Below are 21,780 nucleotides of genomic sequence, written 5' to 3'. Positions count from 1 at the left end.
TAGTTTTAGATATAAAACTATATTTTACACTGCAATAACTAGCTTACAATTAATTGCTCCATAAAGATAGAATAATATTCCATCATATTTTTATTGATTGTAGTTATAACGATTAACGTTATAATGTGCCTTATAATTTTAGATGAAAAGAACACTATGACTGCACACACTTTTTCTGGTTTAGAATTAGATGGTATTTTAATTCACAATCTCCAAACACAAAATATAAATACTCCAACCGTAATCCAAGCACAAACAATCCCTGTTGCTTTAGATGGCAAAGATATTTTAGGTTCTGCACCAACAGGCACAGGTAAAACGCTAGCTTTTTTAATTCCGGCCGTACAACATCTACTCGATTTTCCACGCCGTAAACCAGGCCCACCACGAATTTTGATTTTAACACCAACGCGTGAACTAGCCATGCAAATTGCTGAACAAGCCAGATTATTAACTGAATCAACAAATTTAAGCATTGCAACTATTACTGGTGGTGTTGCTTATATGAATCACGCTGAAGTGTTTAGTAAAAACCAAGATATCGTTATTTCTACAACAGGCCGATTATTACAGTATATAAAAGAAGAGAATTTTGATTGCCGAGCGGTTGAAATGCTTATTTTAGACGAAGCAGATCGGATGTTAGACATGGGTTTTTCACAAGATGTCGAAATGATATCTGCCGAAACCCGTTGGCGTAAACAAACATTATTATTTTCTGCCACACTGGAAGGTGAAGGACTGCATAACTTTGCTACCCGCATTTTGAATGATCCAATCGAAATCAATGCCGAGCCTTCACGCAAAGAGCGTAAAAAAATCCTGCAATTTTATTATCGTGCCGATGATTTAACTCATAAAATAGCACTTCTTATTCACTTATTAAAACAAGAAGAATTAAAAAAAACGATTATATTTGTTCGTAAACGCGAACGTGTGCATGAATTAGTTAGCTTACTGCACCAAGCTGGTATCCATAGCTGCTATTTAGAAGGTGAAATGGTACAAGCAAAACGCAACGAAGCAATAAAAAGGATCAGCAATAATACTGTCAATGTACTTGTTGCAACCGATGTTGCTGCACGAGGTATTGATATTGACAATATTACTCATGTTATTAATTTTGATGCCCCAAAAACTGCCGATGTATATTTACACAGAATTGGACGCACCGCTCGAGCGGGAAAAAAAGGAACAGCTATTATGCTAGTCGAAGCGCATGATAACGAATTACTGCAAAAAATTGAGCGCTATATTAAAGAACCAATCAAATTAAGAACGATTGATGAATTACGCCCTAAAACTAAAGCACCAAAACCAGTAACTAAGAAAAAACCTTCACAAAAAGCAAAACAAAAAAGTGCGAACAAAAAGCAAGAACAAGCAAAAAAGAAAAAGATAAAACAACGCTATCGAGACACAAAAAATAAAGGTAAACCCAAAATCAATAACTAATACCGAATAATAATTATAACTTAATAGTTTAAACTTATGATACCAATCGTTTATAACAACTTTGACAATGGATTTGAATTGCTATAATGCTACGCTACATGAGTTGCTGTTAATTATAAAGGAGAAACACTATGACACTAGTCACTCGCAAAGCACCAGATTTTACATCAGCTGCAGTTTTAGGTACTGGTGAAATTATCAATAATTTCAATTTATTACAATACATCAATGGTAAATATGCCGTTGTATTCTTTTGGCCAATGGACTTCACTTTTGTTTGCCCATCTGAAATCATTGCATTTGATCACCGCCTAGAAGAATTCAAAAAACGTGGTGTTGAAGTAATTGGTGTTTCAATGGACTCTGAATATGTACATAATGCATGGCGCAATACTCCACAAGATAAAGGCGGTATTGGTGAAGTTAGATTCCCAATTGTTGCAGATATCAAACACTCAATTATGCAATCTTATGGTATTGAACATCCTGAAGCTGGAGTTGCGCTGCGAGCCTCATTTTTTATTGACAAATCAGGAATTGTACGCCATGAAACAATTAACGATTTACCAATTGGACGTAACATTGACGAAATGATTCGTATTGTTGATGCCTTCCAATTCCATGAAGAACATGGCGAAGTTTGCCCTGCTCAATGGACAAAAGGAAAAAAAGGCATGCAAGCAAATCCAAATGGTGTTGCAAGTTTCTTAAAACACCATGCTGACGAAATTTAATTCAGTATAATTTTTTATTCATCCATATCTTATTTTACGCTTTGCGTTACCGGAGTTAATCTCCGGTTTTTTATATATAAACGCAATTAATTATAGAGTGGCATGTAATCCCACAACACCAACGATAATAATGGTGAGACCAAATATACGAGGAAAATTTTTAGGTTCATTAAATAACAGCATATTGGCCAACACCGCACCTGAAGTCCCAAGACCAACCCAAACTGGATACACAACACTCAATTCAAGATAATGAAGCGAAAAATAAAAAAGCACAAAAGAGACAAAAAAACCTCCCCAATACAAAACCAATCTAAACAGGCTTTTTTGCTCAGCATATAATTTAAGGCCTATAGCACCAATTACTTCAAAAACTGATGCAATTAATATTAACAGCCATCCCATGATTAAATTGTCCTTATTAAAATATTAACTGTCGGCACGTTTTAGTTGTACAACACCAATAATAATTATCGCCACAAAAAAAAGTTGAATTAGCTTAATCTCTTTATTAAAAAGTAAGATATCAATCAGCGTTGCACCGACAGCACCAACACCTGAAAATATGGCATAAACCGTACTTGTAGGTATTGTCTTGCAAGCATTGGTTAAAAACGTAAAATCAATAATAATGAGCGATACAATAATAACCCATTGCCAAAGCTCGGTTGCGATGCTAAATCCTAAAATCCAACATATTTCAAAAAAGCAGGTTAGCACCACAAATGCCCACTCTTTATTCATGCTAAACATATAGCTACCTCGTTTATGCTACTTTATTTTATGTCGTAATCAATTTTCTACTGCAATGTGTTTTAAGTATTGATTATGCTCTATTGCCTAAAAGCAACGACAAGACAAAAGATGGTTCGCAAATAGAATTTGCCGCCAAAAGATATCAATTGTTATATGGTCCTACCCATTAAACCAAAACGCCTAACGTTTACGAAACATCATCACAATTTTTATTATTATTTTTCAAATAAGTAAGTAATTCTATAATGAAGATATATAAATGGCAAGTACAAAATTACACAATTCAATGTTAGAGAACTTATACAAGCTAGCCAATTCGCCTTCATAGAGTATTTAATTTGCAAGATATAATAAAGATTTGTGATTTATTAGAAAAAATTTGAAAAAGTTATATCTTTTTCAATTTAATCTAAAATCGTTATAGAATACTAAAAAAACACTTTTGAGGCATTTTTTAACTAAACTGTATAATAAACATTTTGTACTTATTAAATATTGTTAATTGTAACAATATTTAATATTTTTTAAACATTAGGAAAAAGGAAGGTAGCATGTCAAAAAATACAGATAATGAATTTAAAGTTGGTATAAAAGCCTATATATCACTAATAATAGCAATTTTATTTTTTTCAGGCTTATTTTTTAATGTAGAAGGCAAAGAATGGCTAGGAGCGTTTGATTTTACCAGCTTAAGCGGTAAATTTGGCACTATGCTACATCCTGAAAAAAATACTTTTGTGGGTGAAGGAGGTAACAGTGCAAGAGCTGGATTTATTTTTGCCTTATCACTTATACCTACAGTTATGTTAGCACTAGGCGTGTTAGAAATATTTACCCATTACGGCACAATTCGTGCTGCACACAAATTATTAACACCATTATTAAAACCAATTTTAGGTGTACCAGGTAAAACTGGACTTGCATTAATTACCGACCTACAAAGCACTGATGCTGGTGCTGTATTAACTAAAGAGTTATATGACGAAAAGCAAATTACTAAAAAAGACCTTATCATTATTAGTGCTTGGCAATATTCTGGTGCGGGTTTAATTAATAACTACTTCTCAATTGGTTCGGCATTATTTGCCTCAATGACTGTAGCTATTTTTATTCCTCTTGTCATTATGTTAGTGCTTAAATTTGTAGGCGCAATAATGGTTCGCTTAGTATTAAATTCAATTTATAAAAAGGATTTTATCAATGAATAATTCGCAAAAACAAACTAATAACCCTTTAGATATTTTTGTAATTGGTGCTCGCAAAGGATTCAACATTGCTATTAACAATTTAATGCCCAATATTTTAATGGCATTTGTAATCACCGAAATTCTAAAACGTTTAGGCATAATGCAATTAATAGGAACTTATTGTGCACCTGTAATGGAGATTTTTGGCCTACCGGGCGAAGCAATTACCGTATTACTGACTGCATGGTTATCAGCATCAGCAGGTACAGGCGTTGCAATTAACTTATTTACCGCAGGAACAATCAATCCAACAGCAATAACCATATTAGCCCCAGCTATTTTCTTAATGGGTTCGCAATTACAATATATGGGACGATTATTAGGTGTTGCCGATGTACAGAAAAAATACTGGCCATTACTTATGTTAACCAGTATTTTTAATGCATTAATTTCAATGATTATTATGCGATTTTTTGTTTAATAAAGGAGATAAGCATGTCTAACGTATTAGAACATTATCAGTATTTACATCTAATTCCAGAGTTGGGATTTGAAGAACACAAAACATCGGCATATATCGCACAGCAACTGGAACAAGCAGGTTATAAAGTAACTCGCAACATCAGTAACACAACAGGAATTGTTGCGCAATACGATAGCGGAAAACCTGGACCTGTACTCGCTTTGAGGGCAGATATGGATGCTCTAGGGCACATCATTGATGGCGAACCTTGCGCAAGACATACCTGCGGTCATGATGGCCACTCATCAATATTATTAACCTCGGCACAAGAGTTAATAAAAGAAGGTAACATCAAAAAAGGTCGATTGAAACTCATCTTCCAACCTGCCGAAGAACTTGGAACAGGTGCTTTAGCTATGATTGAAGGTGGCGTTATTGACGATGTTGACATGATTATCGGCCTACATTTACGCCCTAAAGATGAATGTCCTAAAGGCTTTGCCTCAGCAGCCATGTACTATTCGGCATCCACTACCGTTGAAGCAAGTATTCACGGAATACCTGCGCATGGTGCGCGCCCACATTTAGGCATTAATGCGCTTGATGCAGCAACACTTGCCATTCAAGCGGTTAACACCATTCACCTTGCACCAAACTTAACCTATAGCGTTAAAGCAACACGTTGCATTTGCGATGCAGGAGTAACCAATGTTATTCCATCTGAAGCATATGTATGCTGGGATCTAAGAGCACCAACTAACCCTGCCATGGATGAACTAAAAACCAAAACGTTAAATGCGATAAAACTTAGTGTTGAATCTATCGGTGCGAAAGTGGATATCAATGTCACTAAAGAAATCCCTGCCGCTGAAATTGATAGTGATGTCACAAAAATTATTGCCGAAGCCATTGTGGATGTACTTGGCAAAGAGGGGCTAAAAGAACCTATTTTCACCCCTGGTGGAGAAGACTTTTTCAATTATCCTTGTGAACGTAATGTCAAAGCTGGTTTTTGGGGATTAGGAGCTGATCTAACACCAGGATTACATCATCCTGAAATGAAGTTTGATACTTTAGCATTAGAAAATGGAGTCAAAATAACCAAAGTTTGTGCATTAAAAGTACTTGGGTAATTTCCACCATTCCGCCGATACCTTACTTCGGCGGAAGATGATTTAAACCACAAACAACGGCTCTTTCCCTACCTTGTATAATACTGTTGATAAGCACTTAACATTTTTAAGTTAGGATTTTCACTTCAATGGCAAATGATTACGATATTCAACAATATCTTCAATAGTCACAACAGGCATATGATACTGTTTAGCAAATTTAACAACCTCTGGCACTCTTGCCATAGTGCCATCGTCGTTGGTTAATTCACACAGTACTGCGGCAGGCTTTAAACCCGCTAATGTTACTAAATCAATAGACGCTTCAGTATGGCCTCGGCGAACTAATACACCACCCTCTTTAGCAACTAAAGGAAACACATGACCAGGATGATTAAGATCACTTGGTTTGGCGTTATCATTCACTGCGGCCTTAATGGTCGTAACGCGATCAGAAGCTGATACACCTGTTGTAACTCCATTTGCTGCTTCGATTGAAATGGTAAACGCTGTATTATTTTTACTAGTATTATTTTCTACCATCATAGGTAAATTTAACTCATCGCAGCGTTTTTGAGGCAAACATAAACAAACAATACCACTGCCGTAACGAATGGTTAGAGCCATTTGTTCACAGGTAATGGACTCGGCAGCCCAAATAATATCGCCTTCGTTTTCACGGTCTTCATCGTCTAAAACCAGCACACCTTGACCGGTTTGAATTGATGCGATCGCTTTTTTGACACGTTCAATGGGCGTGCCAAATTCATTTAAATTAAACTGATTCATGGTAAATACCTATATTTTTTTAACTTGCTCATTTCATTATTTACCTAATTAATTTTAACTAATTATTTTACGATGTAACGACTTTACTATTTATCCATTAAATTAATTAAGTTACAAATAAAATACCAGAATCAGGGCAGTGCTCGACCAGCATGGCTTGGAAAGATAAGCAACTCTCTTTTATCCAGACTTTAACTGTCGGCTTTGGAATTTCACCAAATCTGCTTGACCTTAACCTTTTAAAACTAACCGAATAATAAAAAATCATCACAGTTAACAAAACAAATTAAGCGCTCGTGGGCTATACCACCGGAGGGGAATTACACCCCGCCCTGAGAATTTTGCCAAAAAGATTAGCAAGTCACACTATAATACAAAATGATAAAAAAAACACGGAGATTTTAAAGCGAAATATTGCCGCAAAAAGCGGCAATAATAAAAAATACGGAGTGTTAATGTATACGAGTTTCATTTATTTGACGTCGTTCAGCTTTACGCATCCATAACCATGAAATAAATCCAATTATACCAACAATCAATAAAATAATAGTTGCAAGTGCATTGATTTGCGGATCGACGCCTAATTTTACTTTTGAAAAGATCAACTTCGGTAATGTCATGGCTCCTGGCCCCGTTACGAAATTAGCAATCACCACATCATCTAGTGATAAAGTAAAGGCTAATAACCAACCAGAAACTAATGCTGGTACAATCATTGGTAATGTAATAATAAAAAATACTTTCAATGGATTAGCACCTAAATCTAAAGCGGCTTCTTCAATTGATTTATCAAGTTCACGAAGCCTTGCACTAATCACCACTGTAACATAAGCCATGCAAAAGGTCGTATGTGCCATCCAAATAGTAATGGCGCCACGATCTTTTGGCCATCCAAGAATTTGCCCCATACCAACAAATAAAAGCAATAATGCCAAACCTGTAATAATATCAGGCATAACAAGTGGTGCTGTTGTCATAAATGAAAACAGATTTGCGCCTTTAAATTGTTTAAAGCGAACAATAGCATAAGAAGCAAGTGTACCCAAAACTGTTGCAAACGTCGCTGCACATGCCGCAATTGCTAAACTCAAACCAACAGCTTTAAATAGCTCTTCATTATGCATTAGAACAAAGTACCATTTAGTTGAAAATTCAGCCCATACCGTAACTAAGCGAGAACTATTAAATGAGTAGACAATTAAAATAATCATTGGGATATATAAAAAAGAAAATACCACCAATAAAATAAGCCCTTTAAGACATCGAAAAATGAGAGCTAATGTCACAATCACTGTCACAATCAGGCTAAATATTATACTGTTAACATATAAACTTATATTAGTAAGTAGACCTAACCCAACCGAACTAATCAGTACTGATAGTAATAACGAGCCTAATAGCAATGAGATAAATACAATCACAGAAGAACGCAAGATAACAGGTAAATCATTCATTTATTTACCCTCCATTTGTCGGCTTTGAAATTTATTGAAATAGTAAATTGGCACTATCAAAATCAACAACATAACTGTCGCAACTGCAGATGCTGCAGGCCAATCGGTATCTCGAGAGAAAATAGTCCAAATTTGCGTACCAATCATAATGCTTTGAGATGGCCCTAATAACTCAGGTATCACATATTCACCAACAGCAGGAATAAACACTAGCATACCGCCAGCAATAATACCGTTTTTTGTGAGTGGTACAATAATCTTGAAAAAGGTTTTAATTGGCTTACAACCTAAATCTAACGCTGCTTCAATTAACGTCGAATCTACTTTACTTAACGAAGTATAAATTGGTAATACCACAAACGGTAAATAAGAATACACAATACCAATATAAACAGCCAAATAGGTTTTTATAATCACTAGTGGCTGATCAATAACCCCTAACCACATTAAAAAGTGATTTAATAAACCTTCTTGATTTAAAATGCCGATCCACGCATAAACTCGAATTAAAAATGACGTCCAAGACGGCAAAATAATTAATAGTAATAAAATATTACGTGTAGATTGCTTACATCTTGAAATTGCCCATGCTAAAGGGTAACCAATTAAAATACACAATATGGTTGAAATAGCCGCAATTTTTAATGATTCTAAATAAGACTCAAAATAAATATTATCATTAACTAAGTTAATATAATAACCAAAGTTCAAAGTAATATTTAGTAATCCATCATCATAACTAAATAAATCAGTATAAGGCGGAATCGAAAAGATTTTTTCAGAAAAACTAATTCTAAAGACAATTAAAAATGGTAATAAAAATAGCAATAGCATCCATAAATAAGGGATGGCAATAACAATTAAACGTCCATAAAGTGTCATCAGATCGGTATCTGAACATTGTTGTCGCATTTTTTTATAAGCAAAATAAATTGCCACAAGCCCAGCAGGAACAAATAATATACTGCCTGCAATAATCAGCCGATAGGCAAACTTAGATGGCTTATAATTTACTAAATATAGCCCCAAACATGACAATAAAAAGCTCAATGTCATTGCGGTAAATAGCGCATCTAAAAATAAGTTATCAAATGCCCCTATTGTCACAAAACGCCAATAAACATTGAGCAACACAAATGCATTTAACAACAATCCTAATACAATGGATCGCATTATGATATCCTCTTTTGTTTATTCAGTAAGCACAACACAACTATCTACTTCCCAACTTAAGTTAATTATATCCCCCCAAGTTGGCATGCCTTTACGATAACGATGCTCATTTTGAAGTTGTGCAATTATAATTTGCCCACTTGGTAATTTAACATGATAAATCGACAGATCCCCAAGATAAGCGATTTCGACGACTTCACCTGTTGCCACATTGTAGCCATCTTCTGGGATTTCATCGCATAGTTTAATTTTTTCTGGACGTAATGCGACTTGTGTTGGCACGCCTTCAACCGCTGGCGAATCATAATCGACTTTTAATGGACGCTTAATCATAGGACAGCTAATGATCAAACCATCTTCTTGTGTTTCTTGCAAAATACCGTCAAAGACATTTACCGAGCCAATAAATTCGGCACTATAACGGCAATTTGGATGTTCATAAATCTCTTCAGGTTCACCAATTTGTACAAATTGACCTTTATTCATAATAGCTATACGGCCTGCCATGGTCATGGCTTCTTCTTGATCATGCGTCACCATCACACACGTTGCACCCACTTGCTCTAAAATGCTAACCACTTCAAGTTGCATACGATCACGAAGTTGTTTATCTAATGCTCCCATTGGTTCATCAAGCAATAATAATTTTGGGCGTTTAGCCAAACTGCGGGCCAATGCAACACGTTGTCGTTGACCACCAGACAATTGATGTGGTTTACGTTTACCAAATTGCTCCATATGCACAAGGGCTAACATTTCTTCAACACGCTGTTTTATTTCAGCTGCATTTAATTTATCTTGTTTTAAACCAAAGGCAATATTCTGCTCAACCGTCATGTGAGGAAATAAAGCATACGATTGAAACATCATATTAATCGGACGATCATAAGGCGGAACTTGTGATAAATCCTTACCATCAAGAATAATTTGCCCCGACGTAGGTTGTTCAAAACCTGCAAGCATTCGTAGTAGTGTAGATTTACCGCTACCTGACGCACCTAATAAAGCAAAGATTTCGCCAGTGTAAATAGTTAAATTGACATCATCAACGGCATAATAATCATCATTAAAAACTTTGGTTAAATTTTTGATCTCCAACAGTGGAGTTATCATCTTTTTTTTAGGCTGTACCTGATTTGTTGTTTTATTGTTCACTCTTTTTTCCTCATAACAACAAGCCAAAAAAAACGAGACGGAAAGGCTAAATAACCCATCCGTCTAGAATTATTATTTAAATTCGATATACAAAATATCGACTATTTACCCGTTTTAAGTTTAGTCCACGTACGAGTAATTACGCGCTCAAGTTTAGGATCTTTAACTTGCAAAGTGAATAGTTTCTCCATCACCTCAGGTTTTGGGTAAACCGCTGGATCATTTTTCACTTCTGGTTTTATAAAATTGTCGTTTGCTTCTTTATTAGCACTAGCAAAGTTCACATCGTTAGTTACTTGTGCGGCAATTTCAGGGTTCATAACAAAATTTAAAAACTCATGAGCTTCGTCTGGGTTTTCTGAATCTTTTGGAATCGCAAAAGTATCAAAAAAGACTAATGCCCCTTCTTTTGGAATTTGATAACCAATATGCACACCGTTTTTCGCTTCGTTAGCTCTATCACGTGATTGCAAAATATCGCCAGACCAGCCTAAAATCACACAAATATCACCATTCGCTAAATCGGTAATATATTGTGAAGAATGAAAGTAACGAATATTTGGACGAACCTTTTCTAACAACTCATAAGCAGCGCCTGTGTAATCCTTCACATCAGTGCTGTTTGGATTTTTACCTAAATATTGAAGTGCGCTAGCAAAGATTTCGGTAGGTGCATCTAAAAACGCCACACCACAATCTTTTAGTTTTTCCATATTTTCAGGTTTAAAAACTAAATCCCAGCTATCAACTGGTGCGTTTTCGCCCAAACGTTCTTTAACTTTATCAATGTTATAACCGATACCTGTTGTCATCCATACATAAGGGATGGCATATTTATTGTCAGGATCATGCGTTGCCATTAACTTCATTAAATTTGGATCAAGATTTTTCCAATTTGGTAACTTGCTTTTATCTAACGGTAAATAAACATCTGATTTAATTTGTTTAGCTAAAAAACTATCAGAAGGTGAAACCACATCAAAACCAGAATGGCCTGCCATTAATTTACCTTCAAGGATTTCGTTTGAATCGTACACATCATAAACAAGTTTGATGCCTGTTGATTTTTCAAAATCAGAAATAGTATTAGAACCGATTTGACCTGCCCAATTGTAAAAATGCACAACGCGATCTTTAGCAATAGCAGATTGAGATAACGCTAGTGAAACACCAGCCACGATTGAAAGAATTGTTTTACGTTGAGTAAACATGCTCACCACTTCTCCTCTAGTTGTAGGGATATTACATGTTAGACACAAGCCCATTGCAAAGACACAACGGACCCCCAAATTTTACTATCGACATTGTTAACAATAATAAAAATTATCAAAGTAACAACCATCTAGCGAAACCGAGGTAATCAGGCAATCATAAGTCATTAATAAAATAAATGAACTAGTAGAGCTAACCTTGCATTACGAGGGATAAAATACCTTTTTTTTTAAAGATGTCTACTTAAAAAATCAAATATTGAAACTTTAAAGATTGAGTGGTTGTATTTTAACCACCCAAGGAATAAGGAACAACCAATTAACAATCAGATAACAAAATTATTCAGCATTTGCTTGCATAGTTTTAGCATTTGGTTGCCAAACACGATATTTAACTTGCAAATCGTTCGGAACATAAAAGACTAACGGTAATTGGCTGTTATAGCTAAACAAACCTAAATTATGGTTAATTGTCACAAATTGATTTTTATTAGTACCTTCAGGGCAAGCCATTAATGTTGAAATGTTACCAACAGTCTTTTCAACTACATAATAAGAGTATCCCCAACCTTTAAGCTCTTCTTGCTTAACAACACCACCTAAATTTTGCAAATTACAATCAACATTCATTTCTTTACCAATGATCACCTCAACTTTCGCATTGTTTTCATTAGCAATAGTAGGTAAATGAATAGCATAACGCGTATAGCCAACTTGAGCTGCAGGGAATGGCGCTATATCATTGACACTTTGTGCAACAGGTTGCGTTTTTTGTGAATTTGCGCATGCTGTTAATGCTACACCTAATAATGTTAATAACAATAATTTTTTCATTTTTATCTCCTTTAACTAATTAATCATAAACACCATCGTATTAATTTTCAGTGATAATGCGTATAATAACACCATCTAGATTAATAAATTTGGTGTAAAAATGCCAGCAGAAAAAAACACTACCGACTTACTTAAATTGATTTTAAACCTGTTAATTATTGGTTTACTAATCATTATTACCTATCGTGTTGTTGAAGTTTTTTTATTTGGTTTCTTCTGGGCGGTGATGGTGGTAATTGCTACTTGGCCTTTAATGATAAAAATACAACGAAAATTATTTAACAAACGCTGGTTATCACTACTGGTAATGGCTCTAATATTAGCCTTTGTTTGCATTATACCTTTCATATTAATTATTAGCTCGGTAGCACAAAATGGTCACCACCTTATTGAATGGGCAAAAACGCTATCTCATCAAAAACTACCAACACTTGACTGGCTTGAAAGCATACCTGCCTTTGGCCCTGAACTACACCAAAAATGGTTAAACTTAATACAAACTGATGGTTCTGATTTAGTTTCAAGCATACAACCTTATATTGGCACCATGATAGGTTGGCTACTTGAGCAAGCCACCAATATTGGACTATTTATCTTTCATGCTGGTGTAATGATTATTTTTAGTCTATTACTCTTTTTAAAAGGCGAAAGTATCACCAAATACGTTTACCTGCTAGCCAACCGATTATCAAAACAATATGGCGAAACCACTGTCACATTAGCAGGGCAATCCATTCGAGCTGTAGCTCTTGGTGTTGTTGTTACTGCCATTACCTTAGCCTTAATTGGTGGATTAAGTTTTATACTAACTGACATGCCGTTACCAGGTATACTCACTCTAATTTTATTTATTTGCTGTGTCGCACAAATTGGTCCCGTGATTGTAATGCTTGGGTGCATTTTTTGGCAATTTTGGGCTGGCAACACCATAGCTGGTATCGTATTAATTGTTGTTGCAATTATCTTAACCACCTTAGATAGCGTAATGCGAGCCTACTTAATAAAAAAAGGTGCCAATTTACCGTTTTTACTTATATTATTTGGTGTGATTGGCGGCTTACTTGGCTTTGGTATAATGGGATTATTTATTGGTCCTGTCGTACTAGCTTTAACTTACAAAATAATTCAAACTTGGATTGATGAACAATCTTAAACAATTTATTATCACCCAGTAAGAAGCATAAAAGCATAAACAAATTGCTAAATACGCTACATGACTTAAAGCAACTGAGCTAAAATGCATACAAATTAGAAGGAGTGTTATTTTTACTGGCTTAGCTTATATTAGAAAACAAGTTTCTAAAGTAACTTGACAGTTATAATGACAAAAAATCATGCGAATACCATTTATAAAATACAATCACCAAAAGCATCTTGACGAATTAGGTAAAATTCAGCAAGATGCCAAGCAATATCATATCTGCTATACCCCAAAAGCATATCGACTGGCTTTAATTGAAAGTATAAAAAGAGCTCAGCACCGAATTTATATAGTTGCGCTCTATCTAGAGCAAGATGAGGCAGGTCAAGAAATTCTTAATGAACTGTACCAAATCAAACGGCAACGCCCTAATTTAGATATCAAAATATTTGTTGACTGGCACCGTGCACAGCGCGGAAGAATTGGCGAAGACAAAGCCCATACCAACGCTAATTATTATTACCAACTAAAACAGCAACATCCTGATATTGACATTCCCATATATGGTGTACCAGTTAATCGCCGTGAAGTATTAGGCGTGCTGCATCTAAAAGGTTTTATTATTGATAACACTGTCATTTACAGTGGTGCTAGCATTAATAATGTCTACCTACACAAACGTGATAAATATCGTTACGACCGTTATCACTTTATTACCAATCCATTATTAGCTGACAGCATGGTGCAGTTTATTCACGACCACTTTTTACCATATCAAGCGTTGCAACTACTTAATACTGGCACCCATAAAACCCGCAAACAAATTAAGTCTGAAATTAAAGAGCTACGCCAACACTTAATGAATACCAGCTACCAATATAACAGCAATACCGACAACAACACCTTATCGGTTGCACCAATAATGGGGCTTGGTCGCAATAACTCGCTCAACAAAATCATCCATCATTTAATCAACGTAACCGAACAAAAAATCATATTTTGCACGCCGTACTTTAATTTGCCTAACATCCTAGTTCGCGATATCATTCGCTTGCTTCGTAAAGGTCGCCAAGTTGAACTGATTATTGGTGATAAAGAAGCCAATGATTTTTATATTCCACCAGACCAACCTTTTAACATATCAGGTGGATTACCCTACTTATACGAAATCAATTTAAGAAGCTTTATTGAGCGCCTACAATCTTTTATTGACAAAGAGCAACTTATCATACGTCTGTGGAAGGATGGAGAGCAAACCTATCATCTTAAAGGTATCTGGGTGGACAATACTTGGGTACTTATAACAGGCAACAACCTAAATCCACGCGCTTGGCGACTTGATCTGGAAAATGGCATATTAATACATGATCCAAAGCAAGAATTAAGCCATAAATTTAACCAAGAACTTGACACTATTCGTCAAAAAACCACATTGATCACACATTTTCAACAAATCCAAGCGAGTCAATTTTATCCAAGTCAAGTTCATAAGTTGATAAAGCGACTGAGCCGCATTAAAGTGGATAGGATTATTAAGCGGTTGTTGTAAAGGTAAGATGTTTTGAAAGAAAAGGTTTCTTAAAAAACATAATAAAAACAATATTTTTTCAGCTAATTTTGAAAAAAACAGATAATTTTGCTATGAAATAAAAAATAATCATTCAAAGGTTTTTCCTGTAAATTCGGGTCCATTATCGACCCGTATTTTTAATGGATACCCATGATATTCGGCCAGTTTATCTAAATAACGGGTAATCCTTCCTGCCGGTAAGCTTACTGCAATATCAATACCTAACGCCTCACGATTAAAGTCATCGATGACATTGAATGTCCTATAGTGACGTTGATTACGGCTACTGTCACTCATAAAATCCATTGACCAACATTCACCTTGTTTATTAGGCACCAATAGCTTTTCTGGGCATCGTGGAGGAATGCGTTTTTTACGCTTTACTCTGAGATGAAGCTTTAATTCACAATACACCCGATAAACACGCTTATGGTTCCATTGATAGCCGAGCTTTTGATACGATTAAAGCATTTAGGAAAGCCCCCAACGTAAATGCCGGTCTGTGATAGTATTCAACACCGAAATAATTACTGAATCATCCTGTAACTTAGGTTGATAATCGTAAGCACAACGGCTTAAGCCAACGATAGCGCAGCAGCTCATAGCAATAGTAACCGAATGATTTTGTTGTAGTTGCTGTGCCCACGTTTTACGTGCCTTTGTGGGCACTAAAGCTTTTTTATAATTTCTTCCTGAAGCTGGGATTTTAAGCTCAGTTCGGCAAACATCTGCCTAAGCTTGCGATTTTCAGCCTCCAGCTCTTTTAAACGTTTGATATCCGAAGTTCCATTCCGCCGTATTTTTCTCGCCATTTATAGAAAGTTGAATTACCCATGCCATATTTACGGCACAGTTCCTTGACAGAAATACCTGCTTCAGCTTCTTTTAAAATAGCTACGATTTGATGTTCAGTCATTTTTTTCATAATTAAATCCCCTTTTACTTTTATCATAGAGAATTTTCTACTTTTTTGCTGTACTATTTTAGGGGATAGTTACCAGCTCTTCGGGCAACTCAAACAACAGCAAACAAGTAGCCCTTATATTGCCACACAAAATTTACGCTTTGCGGGGCAATACTACGATAAAGAAACCGGTTTACATTACAACACATTTCGGTATTATGACCCTAACTGCGGTCGCTTTACCCAGCCTGACCCCATAGGCTTAGCTGGCGGTATCAATCTTTATCAGTATGCACCTAATGGGTTGACTTGGGTCGATCCTTGGGGGCTTATATGCCATAAACATCACTCAGATCCTAAATTTGCAGGAGGCAAATCGAAACAACCATTAACAATAATTGATGAAGATATTCATCGACAGTTACATAAGGAGATGAATGCGTTTTTAGTCAAAAAAACAAAAAAATTAAATGATGAAAGGATAGTTCATATGCGACCACAGCGCGGTAATTCAGGGGGCAAAATCTTGGAAAATTTTGGTAGAAAAAAAGTATTAAATGCCTTAGCTGAATTCTATAAAGGTCCTGGTGCTAAATATACTGAAGTAGCGGAAGATTTTTTTAAACAACATCCGGAGTTAAAGTAATGGCTGATAATTTTATTGTAATAGCTTATGATTTAAGTGCGTTTGGAAATCATGCTTATTTTTTTGATGGCGCACCTGATACTATTTTTTGCAGTCAATGTGGCTGTTGTATCGATGATAGCTATCTACCTAAAAACCTTAAAATAAGTAATAAAACCGATATAGGATATACTTATGATCGGAGACCAATTGTTTCGCAAAGATTTAAGGAGTTCATCGAAACCCTTCCCTTTCCTGTAGATTTTTATTCTGTGAATCAAAACAACACTTATTTTTTAATGAAACCGCGGGATATTATTAATTATACCGCGTCGGAAAAGAATGACTATTGTAACAAATGTCATCAATATGTCGAGCAAGTCGCGCCTGCTCCTAGTTTTTATAAAGAAACAGGCTCTATATTAGAAAATGGAATATTTTCTACCTCAACTTCATTTGGTAGTGGTCCCTCTAAATGTCCATCCATTATATTAGGAATTAAGACAGCCAAATTAATTATGGATGCAATAAAAATTAATAAATTTAGAGGTCCGGATATTCATCCTAGAAAATGCCATATTGATTACTTAATAAAATAATAAATACGGTGACCTGATTAGTGTCACCGACCCCAACAACCAGCCAACCCACTACGTTTACAATGAGCTGGGTGACCAAATAGAAGTGATTGATGCTCTGGGTAATCATTACCACTATCGTTATAACCAACAGGGCTTATTAACCACACAAATTGATTGCTCTGGTTATCGTAGCACCTTGTTTTATGATGAATGGGGCGTCCCTGAACTTAGCCAAAACGCCGTGGGTGATTCGGTGAATTATACGTTCTCCAACGCGGGGCGGTTACGAGCAATAATTTACCCACTATCAGTACGATGCATTAGGTCGAATAACCCGCCGTACAAATCACGAGACAGTCACTGTGCAACTATCCCCTAAAATAGTACAGCAAAAAGTAGTAAATTCGCTTTGGTAAAAATAACAGAGTGCCAAATCGTCTTTATATTAAAAAATAATTTAGCAAGAATTTTCTGAACCTAATTTAGAATCACAACTTCTGCTGTACTATTTGCTTGTTTTTTACAGTGGGGTTTAAACTAAGCAAGACTAGTTGATGAATGTTGATATTAAACGCTTTGACGATAATTTGTTATTTTGCATTATACCAGCGCCAATAAATTGCTTGCCTTGATAAATTCGCACTAAGGTTTCAACTTGCGTGGAGCTTTCAAGTTCAATGGTTCGTCCTAATAATATGTCTTTACCTTGCGTATCGCTAAGGGTAACTTTTGGGCGATCTTGCAATGGGCTGTCAACGGGCATTAGTAGATCATCTTTAAGTTCGATATTTTGTAGCTGTTCTAAGGTGACCATGTTTTCAATCGGGTAATTGGAAACTTGTAAACGCCTTAAATAAATAACGTGTGCTCCGCAACCCAATAATTCCCCTAAATCATCAATAATGGTTCGGATGTAGGTGCCTTTTGAGCAGTGTATTTCTAACGTTAATTCGTTTTTTATTGCATCAAATTGGATAAATTGATTTTCGTAAACGGTAATTGGTCTAGCTTCACGTTCAACCACAATACCTTGGCGAGCATATTGGTAAAGCGGTTTTCCTTGATATTTTAATGCCGAAAACATAGTTGGCACTTGTAAAATATTACCGCGAAAATGAGTTAAAGCTTGGTTGATTTGTGATTCAGTCGCTTTAACAGGTTTGGTACATATAATTTGACCATCAGCATCAGATGTATTGGTTCGTTCTCCTAGTTTGGCGATCACACGATAACGCTTATCTGAATCCAATAAATATTGTGAAAATTTGGTTGCTTCACCAAAACAGATAGGAAGCATCCCTGTCGCTAGTGGATCAAGAGCTCCCGTATGCCCTGCCTTTTTAGCATTAAATAACCATTTTACTTTTTGCAACGCATCATTTGATGTCATGCCTTGCGTTTTGTCTAGCAACAAAACGCCGTGAAGATCACGGCGAGTTTTTTTTATATTCATCATTTTTATACTGAAACACATAGTTACCTGAAACTTTTTGACAGAGTTCAGGACTATTTTTTAATATTAATCTTTATGACGCTCATTATCTTGTTTGATAACATCCGCCACCAAACTCGACATTTGCATACCTTTAACGAGCGACTCATCGTAAAAGAATTTTATCTCTGGAATGATTCGCAAACGCATCGCTTTGCCAATTAAGGTTCGAATGTAACCTTTAGCATCATTAAGTACCGTTAATCCTTGTTCAATAACTTGTGGATCATCGTCATTCAAAAAAGTCACAAAAACTTTAGCATACGAAAGATCACGCGAGATATCAACGCCTGAAACGGTTACCATACCAAGACGGGGGTCTTTGATTTCTCGTTGTAAGATAATTGCAATTTCTTTTTGTAATTCATGCCCAACTCGAGATGAACGATTAAATGCTTTTGCCATATCTATTTCCCTTATAAATGAATAAGCAAGGACTATACCTTGCTTATAACATCAAATACGTTGTAATTAGATCGTACGTTTAATTTCGATAGTTTCAAAAACTTCAATCGTGTCGCCAACACGAACATCGTTGTAGTTACGCACACCAATACCACATTCGGTTCCATTACGTACTTCGTTAACATCATCTTTAAAGCGACGTAATGATTCAAGTTCGCCTTCATAGATAACAACGTTATCACGCAATACACGAATTGGGTTGTGACGTTTAACAACACCTTCGGTTACCATACAACCTGCAATTGCACCAAATTTAGGTGATTTAAACACATCACGCACTTGAGCAAGACCAATAATTTCTTGTTTGTATTCTGGTGCAAGCATACCGCTCATAGCTTGTTTAACTTCGTCAATTAGATCATAAATAACAGAGTAATAACGTAGATCTAAATTTTCTGATTCAATCACTTTACGTGCTGAAGCATCGGCACGAACGTTAAAGCCTAAAATGATCGCATTTGATGCAGCAGCCAGTGATGCGTCAGTTTCGGTTATACCGCCCACACCTGATCCAATAATTTTAACTTTAACTTCATCTGTTGATAGTTTAAGTAATGAATCAGAAATCGCCTCAGCAGAACCTTGAACATCTGCTTTTAGAACAATATTGAGTTCAGAAACATCGCCTTCTGTCATGTTGGTAAACATGTTTTCAAGCTTCGCTTTTTGTTGACGAGCAAGTTTTACATCACGGAATTTACCTTGTCTATAAAGCGCAACTTCACGAGCTTTCTTTTCATCACGTACAACAGTAGCTTCGTCACCAGCTGATGGTACCCCAGACAAGCCAAGAATTTCAACTGGTATTGATGGACCAGCTTCAGTCACTTCTTTACCTAGTTCATTGCGCATCGCTCGGATACGACCGTATTCAAATCCACAAAGTACGATATCACCTTTACGCAACGTACCTGATTGAACAAGTACTGTTGCAACTGAACCACGACCTTTATCAAGGAATGATTCAATCACAACGCCGCTTGCCATACCTGTTTCGTACGCGGTTAATTCAAGCACTTCAGCTTGTAGTAAGATGGCTTCAAGTAGTTGATCAATACCAGTACCTGCTTTAGCAGACACATGAACAAACTGAGTATCCCCCCCCCAATCTTCTGACATTACGCCATATTGTGCTAGTTCGCCTTTTACACGCTCTGGATCAGCTTCAGGTTTATCAATTTTGTTAACAGCAACAACAATTGGTACATTTGCCGCTTTAGCATGTTGGATTGCTTCTATAGTTTGTGGCATTACACCATCATCAGCAGCAACAACAAGTACTACAATATCCGTTGCTTTAGCACCCCGCGCACGCATAGAGGTAAACGCCGCATGACCTGGAGTATCTAAGAAAGTTATTTCTCCATTTGGTGTTTTAACATGATAAGCACCGATATGTTGTGTAATTCCACCAGCTTCGCCTGAAGCCACTTTTGCTTTACGAATATAGTCAAGTAAAGAGGTTTTACCATGGTCAACGTGTCCCATAATGGTAACTACAGGTGCACGAGAAACTTTTTCTGCACCAGTATCACGATCGCTCATAAGAGATTCTTCGAGCTCATTTTCACGGCGAAGTACTACTTTATGTCCCATTTCTTCAGCCACTAATTGTGCTGTTTCTTGATCTATAACTTGATTAATAGTTGCCATTGCCCCCATTTTCATCATAGTTTTGATCACTTCGGAACCTTTTACTGCCATTTTATTCGCTAATTCAGCAACGGTAATGGTTTCACCAATAACAACATCACGATTAACCGCTTGGACAGGTTTATTAAAACTTTGTTGCAACGTACTTTTACCTTTCTTTTTATGGCCGCCACGAGTCACGGCTCGAGCTTCTTCGCGTTCCGCTTTGCCTTCTGATAGCTTGTTGCCTTTTTTCTGTTTAGTTTGTTTAGCATTTCGACCACGCCCACGAGCGCTTTCAACTTCACGATCAGTTTCATCTTCTGCTGCTCTAGCGTATTTAGAGGTTGTCACATGATAATCTTCATCTTCTGTATGATCACTATCATCAACTTCATTATATTGTTCTGCTAGCTTACGAGCTTCTTCAGCCATACGCTTGGCATCTTCCTCTAATTTTCGACGATTTTCTTCTTCCGCTTTACGTTTAATTTCATTCGCTTCAGCTTCTAATCGTGCTTTTTCTTCTTGCGCTTTTTTTACTTTTGGATCAACTGCTCGCTCTTGTGCCGCTTTCGCTTTTTCCTCTTGAGCACGCTTTTTCGCTTCTTCTTCAGCTTTCTTTTCTTTTTCTTCCGCTTCTTTACGCGCTTTTAATTCGGCTTCTTGTTTCGCTTTTAATTCTGCTTCTTGGCGAGCTTTTTGTTCAGCTTCTAAGCGTGCTTTTTCTTGCTCCGCCGCAATTTCAGCTGGATCGCGTTTAACAAAAGTTCGTTTTTTACGAACTTCTACTTTTATTTCTTTGCTTTTGCCACCACCGCTCGACACATTTAAGGTTGAGTGCGTCTTACGTTGCAATGTTAACTTTGTTGGACCTTGCTGAGGTTTTAAATGAGCAAGCAAAGCTTCTTTCTCCTTTTGTGTGACAGTGTCTGTTGCAGATTTCTTCATACCTGCATCAGCAAACTGTTGCAAAAGTGTTTGCACTGGTGTATTGATTTCTTGAGCCAGTGTTTCTATTGATACTTTGGTCATGTATTACTTTTC

Annotated in this window: 23 protein-coding genes, 1 pseudogene and 1 riboswitch; of the genes and pseudogenes, 10 read left to right on the top strand and 14 right to left on the bottom strand. The window is 36.3% G+C overall.

The annotated features are described in order from the left end of the window. The first annotated feature begins 156 nt into the window (after positions 1-156). Both srmB and A9G25_RS04410 read left to right on the top strand, forming a co-directional pair. Complete coding sequence (gene srmB / locus A9G25_RS04415; RefSeq protein ID WP_065625897.1) at positions 157-1,455, top strand: ATP-dependent RNA helicase SrmB; 1,299 nt, start codon at positions 157-159, stop codon at positions 1,453-1,455. 131 nt (positions 1,456-1,586) lie between these two features. Next, entirely contained in the window at positions 1,587-2,189 is a 603-nt protein-coding gene (locus tag A9G25_RS04410) for a peroxiredoxin C (protein WP_065625896.1), read from the top strand. A 90-nt stretch (positions 2,190-2,279) separates the two neighbouring features. Here A9G25_RS04410 and A9G25_RS04405 read toward each other — a convergent pair whose 3' ends face one another. Further along, positions 2,280-2,594 (bottom strand): DMT family transporter, encoded by a 315-nt coding sequence (locus A9G25_RS04405; protein ID WP_065625895.1) that lies wholly within the window; start codon positions 2,592-2,594, stop codon positions 2,280-2,282. 24 nt (positions 2,595-2,618) lie between these two features. Then, entirely contained in the window at positions 2,619-2,942 is a 324-nt protein-coding gene (locus tag A9G25_RS04400) for a DMT family transporter (protein WP_218057535.1), read from the bottom strand. A gap of 554 nt (positions 2,943-3,496) precedes the next feature. On the opposite strand from A9G25_RS04400, the gene A9G25_RS04395 reads away from it, so the two are divergent. Genes A9G25_RS04395 through A9G25_RS04385 form a run of 3 tightly spaced genes read left to right on the top strand, consistent with a single transcriptional unit; the run spans position 3,497 to position 5,728 of the window. Further along, positions 3,497-4,153 (top strand): nucleoside recognition domain-containing protein, encoded by a 657-nt coding sequence (locus A9G25_RS04395; protein ID WP_065625894.1) that lies wholly within the window; start codon positions 3,497-3,499, stop codon positions 4,151-4,153. Next, positions 4,146-4,613 (top strand): YjiG family protein, encoded by a 468-nt coding sequence (locus A9G25_RS04390; protein WP_065625893.1) that lies wholly within the window; start codon positions 4,146-4,148, stop codon positions 4,611-4,613. The genes A9G25_RS04395 and A9G25_RS04390 overlap by 8 nt, the downstream gene beginning before the upstream one ends. Positions 4,614-4,627: 14 nt before the next feature. After that, positions 4,628-5,728: a M20 peptidase aminoacylase family protein gene (locus tag A9G25_RS04385; protein WP_065625892.1), complete on the top strand. Its 1,101-nt coding sequence runs from the start codon at positions 4,628-4,630 to the stop codon at positions 5,726-5,728. Between the two features lie 120 nt (positions 5,729-5,848). On the opposite strand, the gene ribB is transcribed toward A9G25_RS04385, so the two are convergent. The 6 genes from ribB to eco all read right to left on the bottom strand — a co-directional run bounded on the left by ribB (position 5,849) and on the right by eco (position 12,323). Continuing rightward, positions 5,849-6,496, bottom strand: coding sequence for a 3,4-dihydroxy-2-butanone-4-phosphate synthase (ribB, locus tag A9G25_RS04380; protein ID WP_065625891.1), 648 nt, complete (start codon positions 6,494-6,496; stop codon positions 5,849-5,851). A 168-nt stretch (positions 6,497-6,664) separates the two neighbouring features. Then, positions 6,665-6,840, bottom strand: a riboswitch (FMN riboswitch). Positions 6,841-6,948: 108 nt separating this feature from the next. Further along, positions 6,949-7,785: an ABC transporter permease subunit gene (locus A9G25_RS04375; protein WP_065626004.1), complete on the bottom strand. Its 837-nt coding sequence runs from the start codon at positions 7,783-7,785 to the stop codon at positions 6,949-6,951. A 165-nt stretch (positions 7,786-7,950) separates the two neighbouring features. Then, on the bottom strand, positions 7,951-8,862 hold the full coding sequence (locus tag A9G25_RS04370) for an ABC transporter permease subunit (protein ID WP_081297152.1): 912 nt from the start codon (positions 8,860-8,862) through the stop codon (positions 7,951-7,953). Between the two features lie 279 nt (positions 8,863-9,141). Further along, positions 9,142-10,278 (bottom strand): putrescine ABC transporter ATP-binding subunit PotG, encoded by a 1,137-nt coding sequence (potG, locus tag A9G25_RS04365; protein ID WP_218057533.1) that lies wholly within the window; start codon positions 10,276-10,278, stop codon positions 9,142-9,144. 101 nt (positions 10,279-10,379) lie between these two features. Next, positions 10,380-11,489, bottom strand: a complete 1,110-nt coding sequence (locus A9G25_RS04360; RefSeq protein ID WP_065625889.1) for an extracellular solute-binding protein — start codon at positions 11,487-11,489, stop codon at positions 10,380-10,382. Positions 11,490-11,828: 339 nt separating this feature from the next. Further along, entirely contained in the window at positions 11,829-12,323 is a 495-nt protein-coding gene (gene eco, locus A9G25_RS04355; protein ID WP_065625888.1) for a serine protease inhibitor ecotin, read from the bottom strand. A 100-nt stretch (positions 12,324-12,423) separates the two neighbouring features. Between eco and ydiK the strand changes: the two genes are divergently transcribed. Together ydiK and pssA are read left to right on the top strand one after the other, a co-directional pair. Beyond that, positions 12,424-13,476 carry an AI-2E family transporter YdiK gene (gene ydiK / locus A9G25_RS04350; RefSeq protein WP_065625887.1) on the top strand — a complete coding sequence of 351 codons (1,053 nt, stop codon included), beginning with the start codon at positions 12,424-12,426 and terminating at the stop codon, positions 13,474-13,476. Positions 13,477-13,657: 181 nt separating this feature from the next. After that, positions 13,658-15,013 (top strand): CDP-diacylglycerol--serine O-phosphatidyltransferase, encoded by a 1,356-nt coding sequence (gene pssA, locus A9G25_RS04345; RefSeq protein WP_065625886.1) that lies wholly within the window; start codon positions 13,658-13,660, stop codon positions 15,011-15,013. Positions 15,014-15,121: 108 nt separating this feature from the next. On the opposite strand, the gene A9G25_RS04340 is transcribed toward pssA, so the two are convergent. From A9G25_RS04340 to A9G25_RS12560, 3 genes are all read right to left on the bottom strand, one after another. Continuing rightward, positions 15,122-15,448: a DDE-type integrase/transposase/recombinase gene (locus A9G25_RS04340; RefSeq protein ID WP_141674998.1), complete on the bottom strand. Its 327-nt coding sequence runs from the start codon at positions 15,446-15,448 to the stop codon at positions 15,122-15,124. 57 nt (positions 15,449-15,505) lie between these two features. Beyond that, positions 15,506-15,703, bottom strand: coding sequence for a hypothetical protein (locus A9G25_RS04335; RefSeq protein WP_065625508.1), 198 nt, complete (start codon positions 15,701-15,703; stop codon positions 15,506-15,508). Positions 15,704-15,797: 94 nt separating this feature from the next. Then, entirely contained in the window at positions 15,798-15,959 is a 162-nt protein-coding gene (locus A9G25_RS12560; RefSeq protein ID WP_176701072.1) for a transposase, read from the bottom strand. A gap of 115 nt (positions 15,960-16,074) precedes the next feature. On the opposite strand from A9G25_RS12560, the pseudogene A9G25_RS13340 reads away from it, so the two are divergent. From A9G25_RS13340 to A9G25_RS12280, 3 genes and pseudogenes are all read left to right on the top strand, one after another. Next, positions 16,075-16,275: pseudogene (locus A9G25_RS13340) on the top strand (RHS repeat-associated core domain-containing protein); the annotation flags it as partial. Between the two features lie 308 nt (positions 16,276-16,583). After that, a complete protein-coding gene (locus A9G25_RS04320) occupies positions 16,584-17,162 on the top strand; it encodes a hypothetical protein (RefSeq protein WP_065625883.1) in 579 nt (192 codons plus the stop codon). Between the two features lie 85 nt (positions 17,163-17,247). Then, the gene (locus tag A9G25_RS12280; protein WP_176701071.1) at positions 17,248-17,523 is read left to right on the top strand and encodes a hypothetical protein; all 276 of its coding nucleotides are present in this window, start codon (positions 17,248-17,250) and stop codon (positions 17,521-17,523) included. Positions 17,524-17,691: 168 nt separating this feature from the next. Here A9G25_RS12280 and truB read toward each other — a convergent pair whose 3' ends face one another. From truB to infB, 3 genes are all read right to left on the bottom strand, one after another. Beyond that, positions 17,692-18,597, bottom strand: coding sequence for a tRNA pseudouridine(55) synthase TruB (gene truB, locus A9G25_RS04315; protein WP_141674996.1), 906 nt, complete (start codon positions 18,595-18,597; stop codon positions 17,692-17,694). Positions 18,598-18,663: 66 nt separating this feature from the next. Beyond that, a complete protein-coding gene (gene rbfA / locus A9G25_RS04310) occupies positions 18,664-19,041 on the bottom strand; it encodes a 30S ribosome-binding factor RbfA (protein WP_065560170.1) in 378 nt (125 codons plus the stop codon). Positions 19,042-19,107: 66 nt separating this feature from the next. After that, positions 19,108-21,768 (bottom strand): translation initiation factor IF-2, encoded by a 2,661-nt coding sequence (gene infB, locus A9G25_RS04305; protein WP_065625881.1) that lies wholly within the window; start codon positions 21,766-21,768, stop codon positions 19,108-19,110. Between the last annotated feature and the right edge of the window lie 12 nt (positions 21,769-21,780).

The sequence above is a fragment of the Gilliamella sp. Bif1-4 genome (assembly GCF_001690535.1).
Classification (GTDB): Bacteria; Pseudomonadota; Gammaproteobacteria; order Enterobacterales; family Orbaceae; genus Gilliamella; species Gilliamella bombi.
Note: the sequence above shows the minus strand (reverse complement) of the source record. Positions and strands in the feature narration are given on the sequence as shown.

Coding starts and splice junctions, on each gene's coding strand:
- A9G25_RS04405 (WP_065625895.1), bottom strand. CDS start 2,594: ATGGGATGGCTGTTAATATTAATTGCATCAGTTTTTGAAGTAATTGGT.
- rbfA (WP_065560170.1), bottom strand. CDS start 19,041: ATGGCAAAAGCATTTAATCGTTCATCTCGAGTTGGGCATGAATTACAA.
- pssA (WP_065625886.1), top strand. CDS start 13,658: ATGCGAATACCATTTATAAAATACAATCACCAAAAGCATCTTGACGAA.
- eco (WP_065625888.1), bottom strand. CDS start 12,323: ATGAAAAAATTATTGTTATTAACATTATTAGGTGTAGCATTAACAGCA.
- A9G25_RS04320 (WP_065625883.1), top strand. CDS start 16,584: ATGGCTGATAATTTTATTGTAATAGCTTATGATTTAAGTGCGTTTGGA.
- infB (WP_065625881.1), bottom strand. CDS start 21,768: ATGACCAAAGTATCAATAGAAACACTGGCTCAAGAAATCAATACACCA.
- A9G25_RS04400 (WP_218057535.1), bottom strand. CDS start 2,942: ATGTTTAGCATGAATAAAGAGTGGGCATTTGTGGTGCTAACCTGCTTT.
- A9G25_RS04395 (WP_065625894.1), top strand. CDS start 3,497: ATGTCAAAAAATACAGATAATGAATTTAAAGTTGGTATAAAAGCCTAT.
- A9G25_RS04410 (WP_065625896.1), top strand. CDS start 1,587: ATGACACTAGTCACTCGCAAAGCACCAGATTTTACATCAGCTGCAGTT.
- A9G25_RS04390 (WP_065625893.1), top strand. CDS start 4,146: ATGAATAATTCGCAAAAACAAACTAATAACCCTTTAGATATTTTTGTA.
- A9G25_RS12560 (WP_176701072.1), bottom strand. CDS start 15,959: ATGAAAAAAATGACTGAACATCAAATCGTAGCTATTTTAAAAGAAGCT.
- truB (WP_141674996.1), bottom strand. CDS start 18,597: ATGAATATAAAAAAAACTCGCCGTGATCTTCACGGCGTTTTGTTGCTA.
- ydiK (WP_065625887.1), top strand. CDS start 12,424: ATGCCAGCAGAAAAAAACACTACCGACTTACTTAAATTGATTTTAAAC.
- A9G25_RS04370 (WP_081297152.1), bottom strand. CDS start 8,862: ATGCGACAACAATGTTCAGATACCGATCTGATGACACTTTATGGACGT.
- A9G25_RS04360 (WP_065625889.1), bottom strand. CDS start 11,489: ATGTTTACTCAACGTAAAACAATTCTTTCAATCGTGGCTGGTGTTTCA.
- ribB (WP_065625891.1), bottom strand. CDS start 6,496: ATGAATCAGTTTAATTTAAATGAATTTGGCACGCCCATTGAACGTGTC.
- A9G25_RS04385 (WP_065625892.1), top strand. CDS start 4,628: ATGTCTAACGTATTAGAACATTATCAGTATTTACATCTAATTCCAGAG.
- srmB (WP_065625897.1), top strand. CDS start 157: ATGACTGCACACACTTTTTCTGGTTTAGAATTAGATGGTATTTTAATT.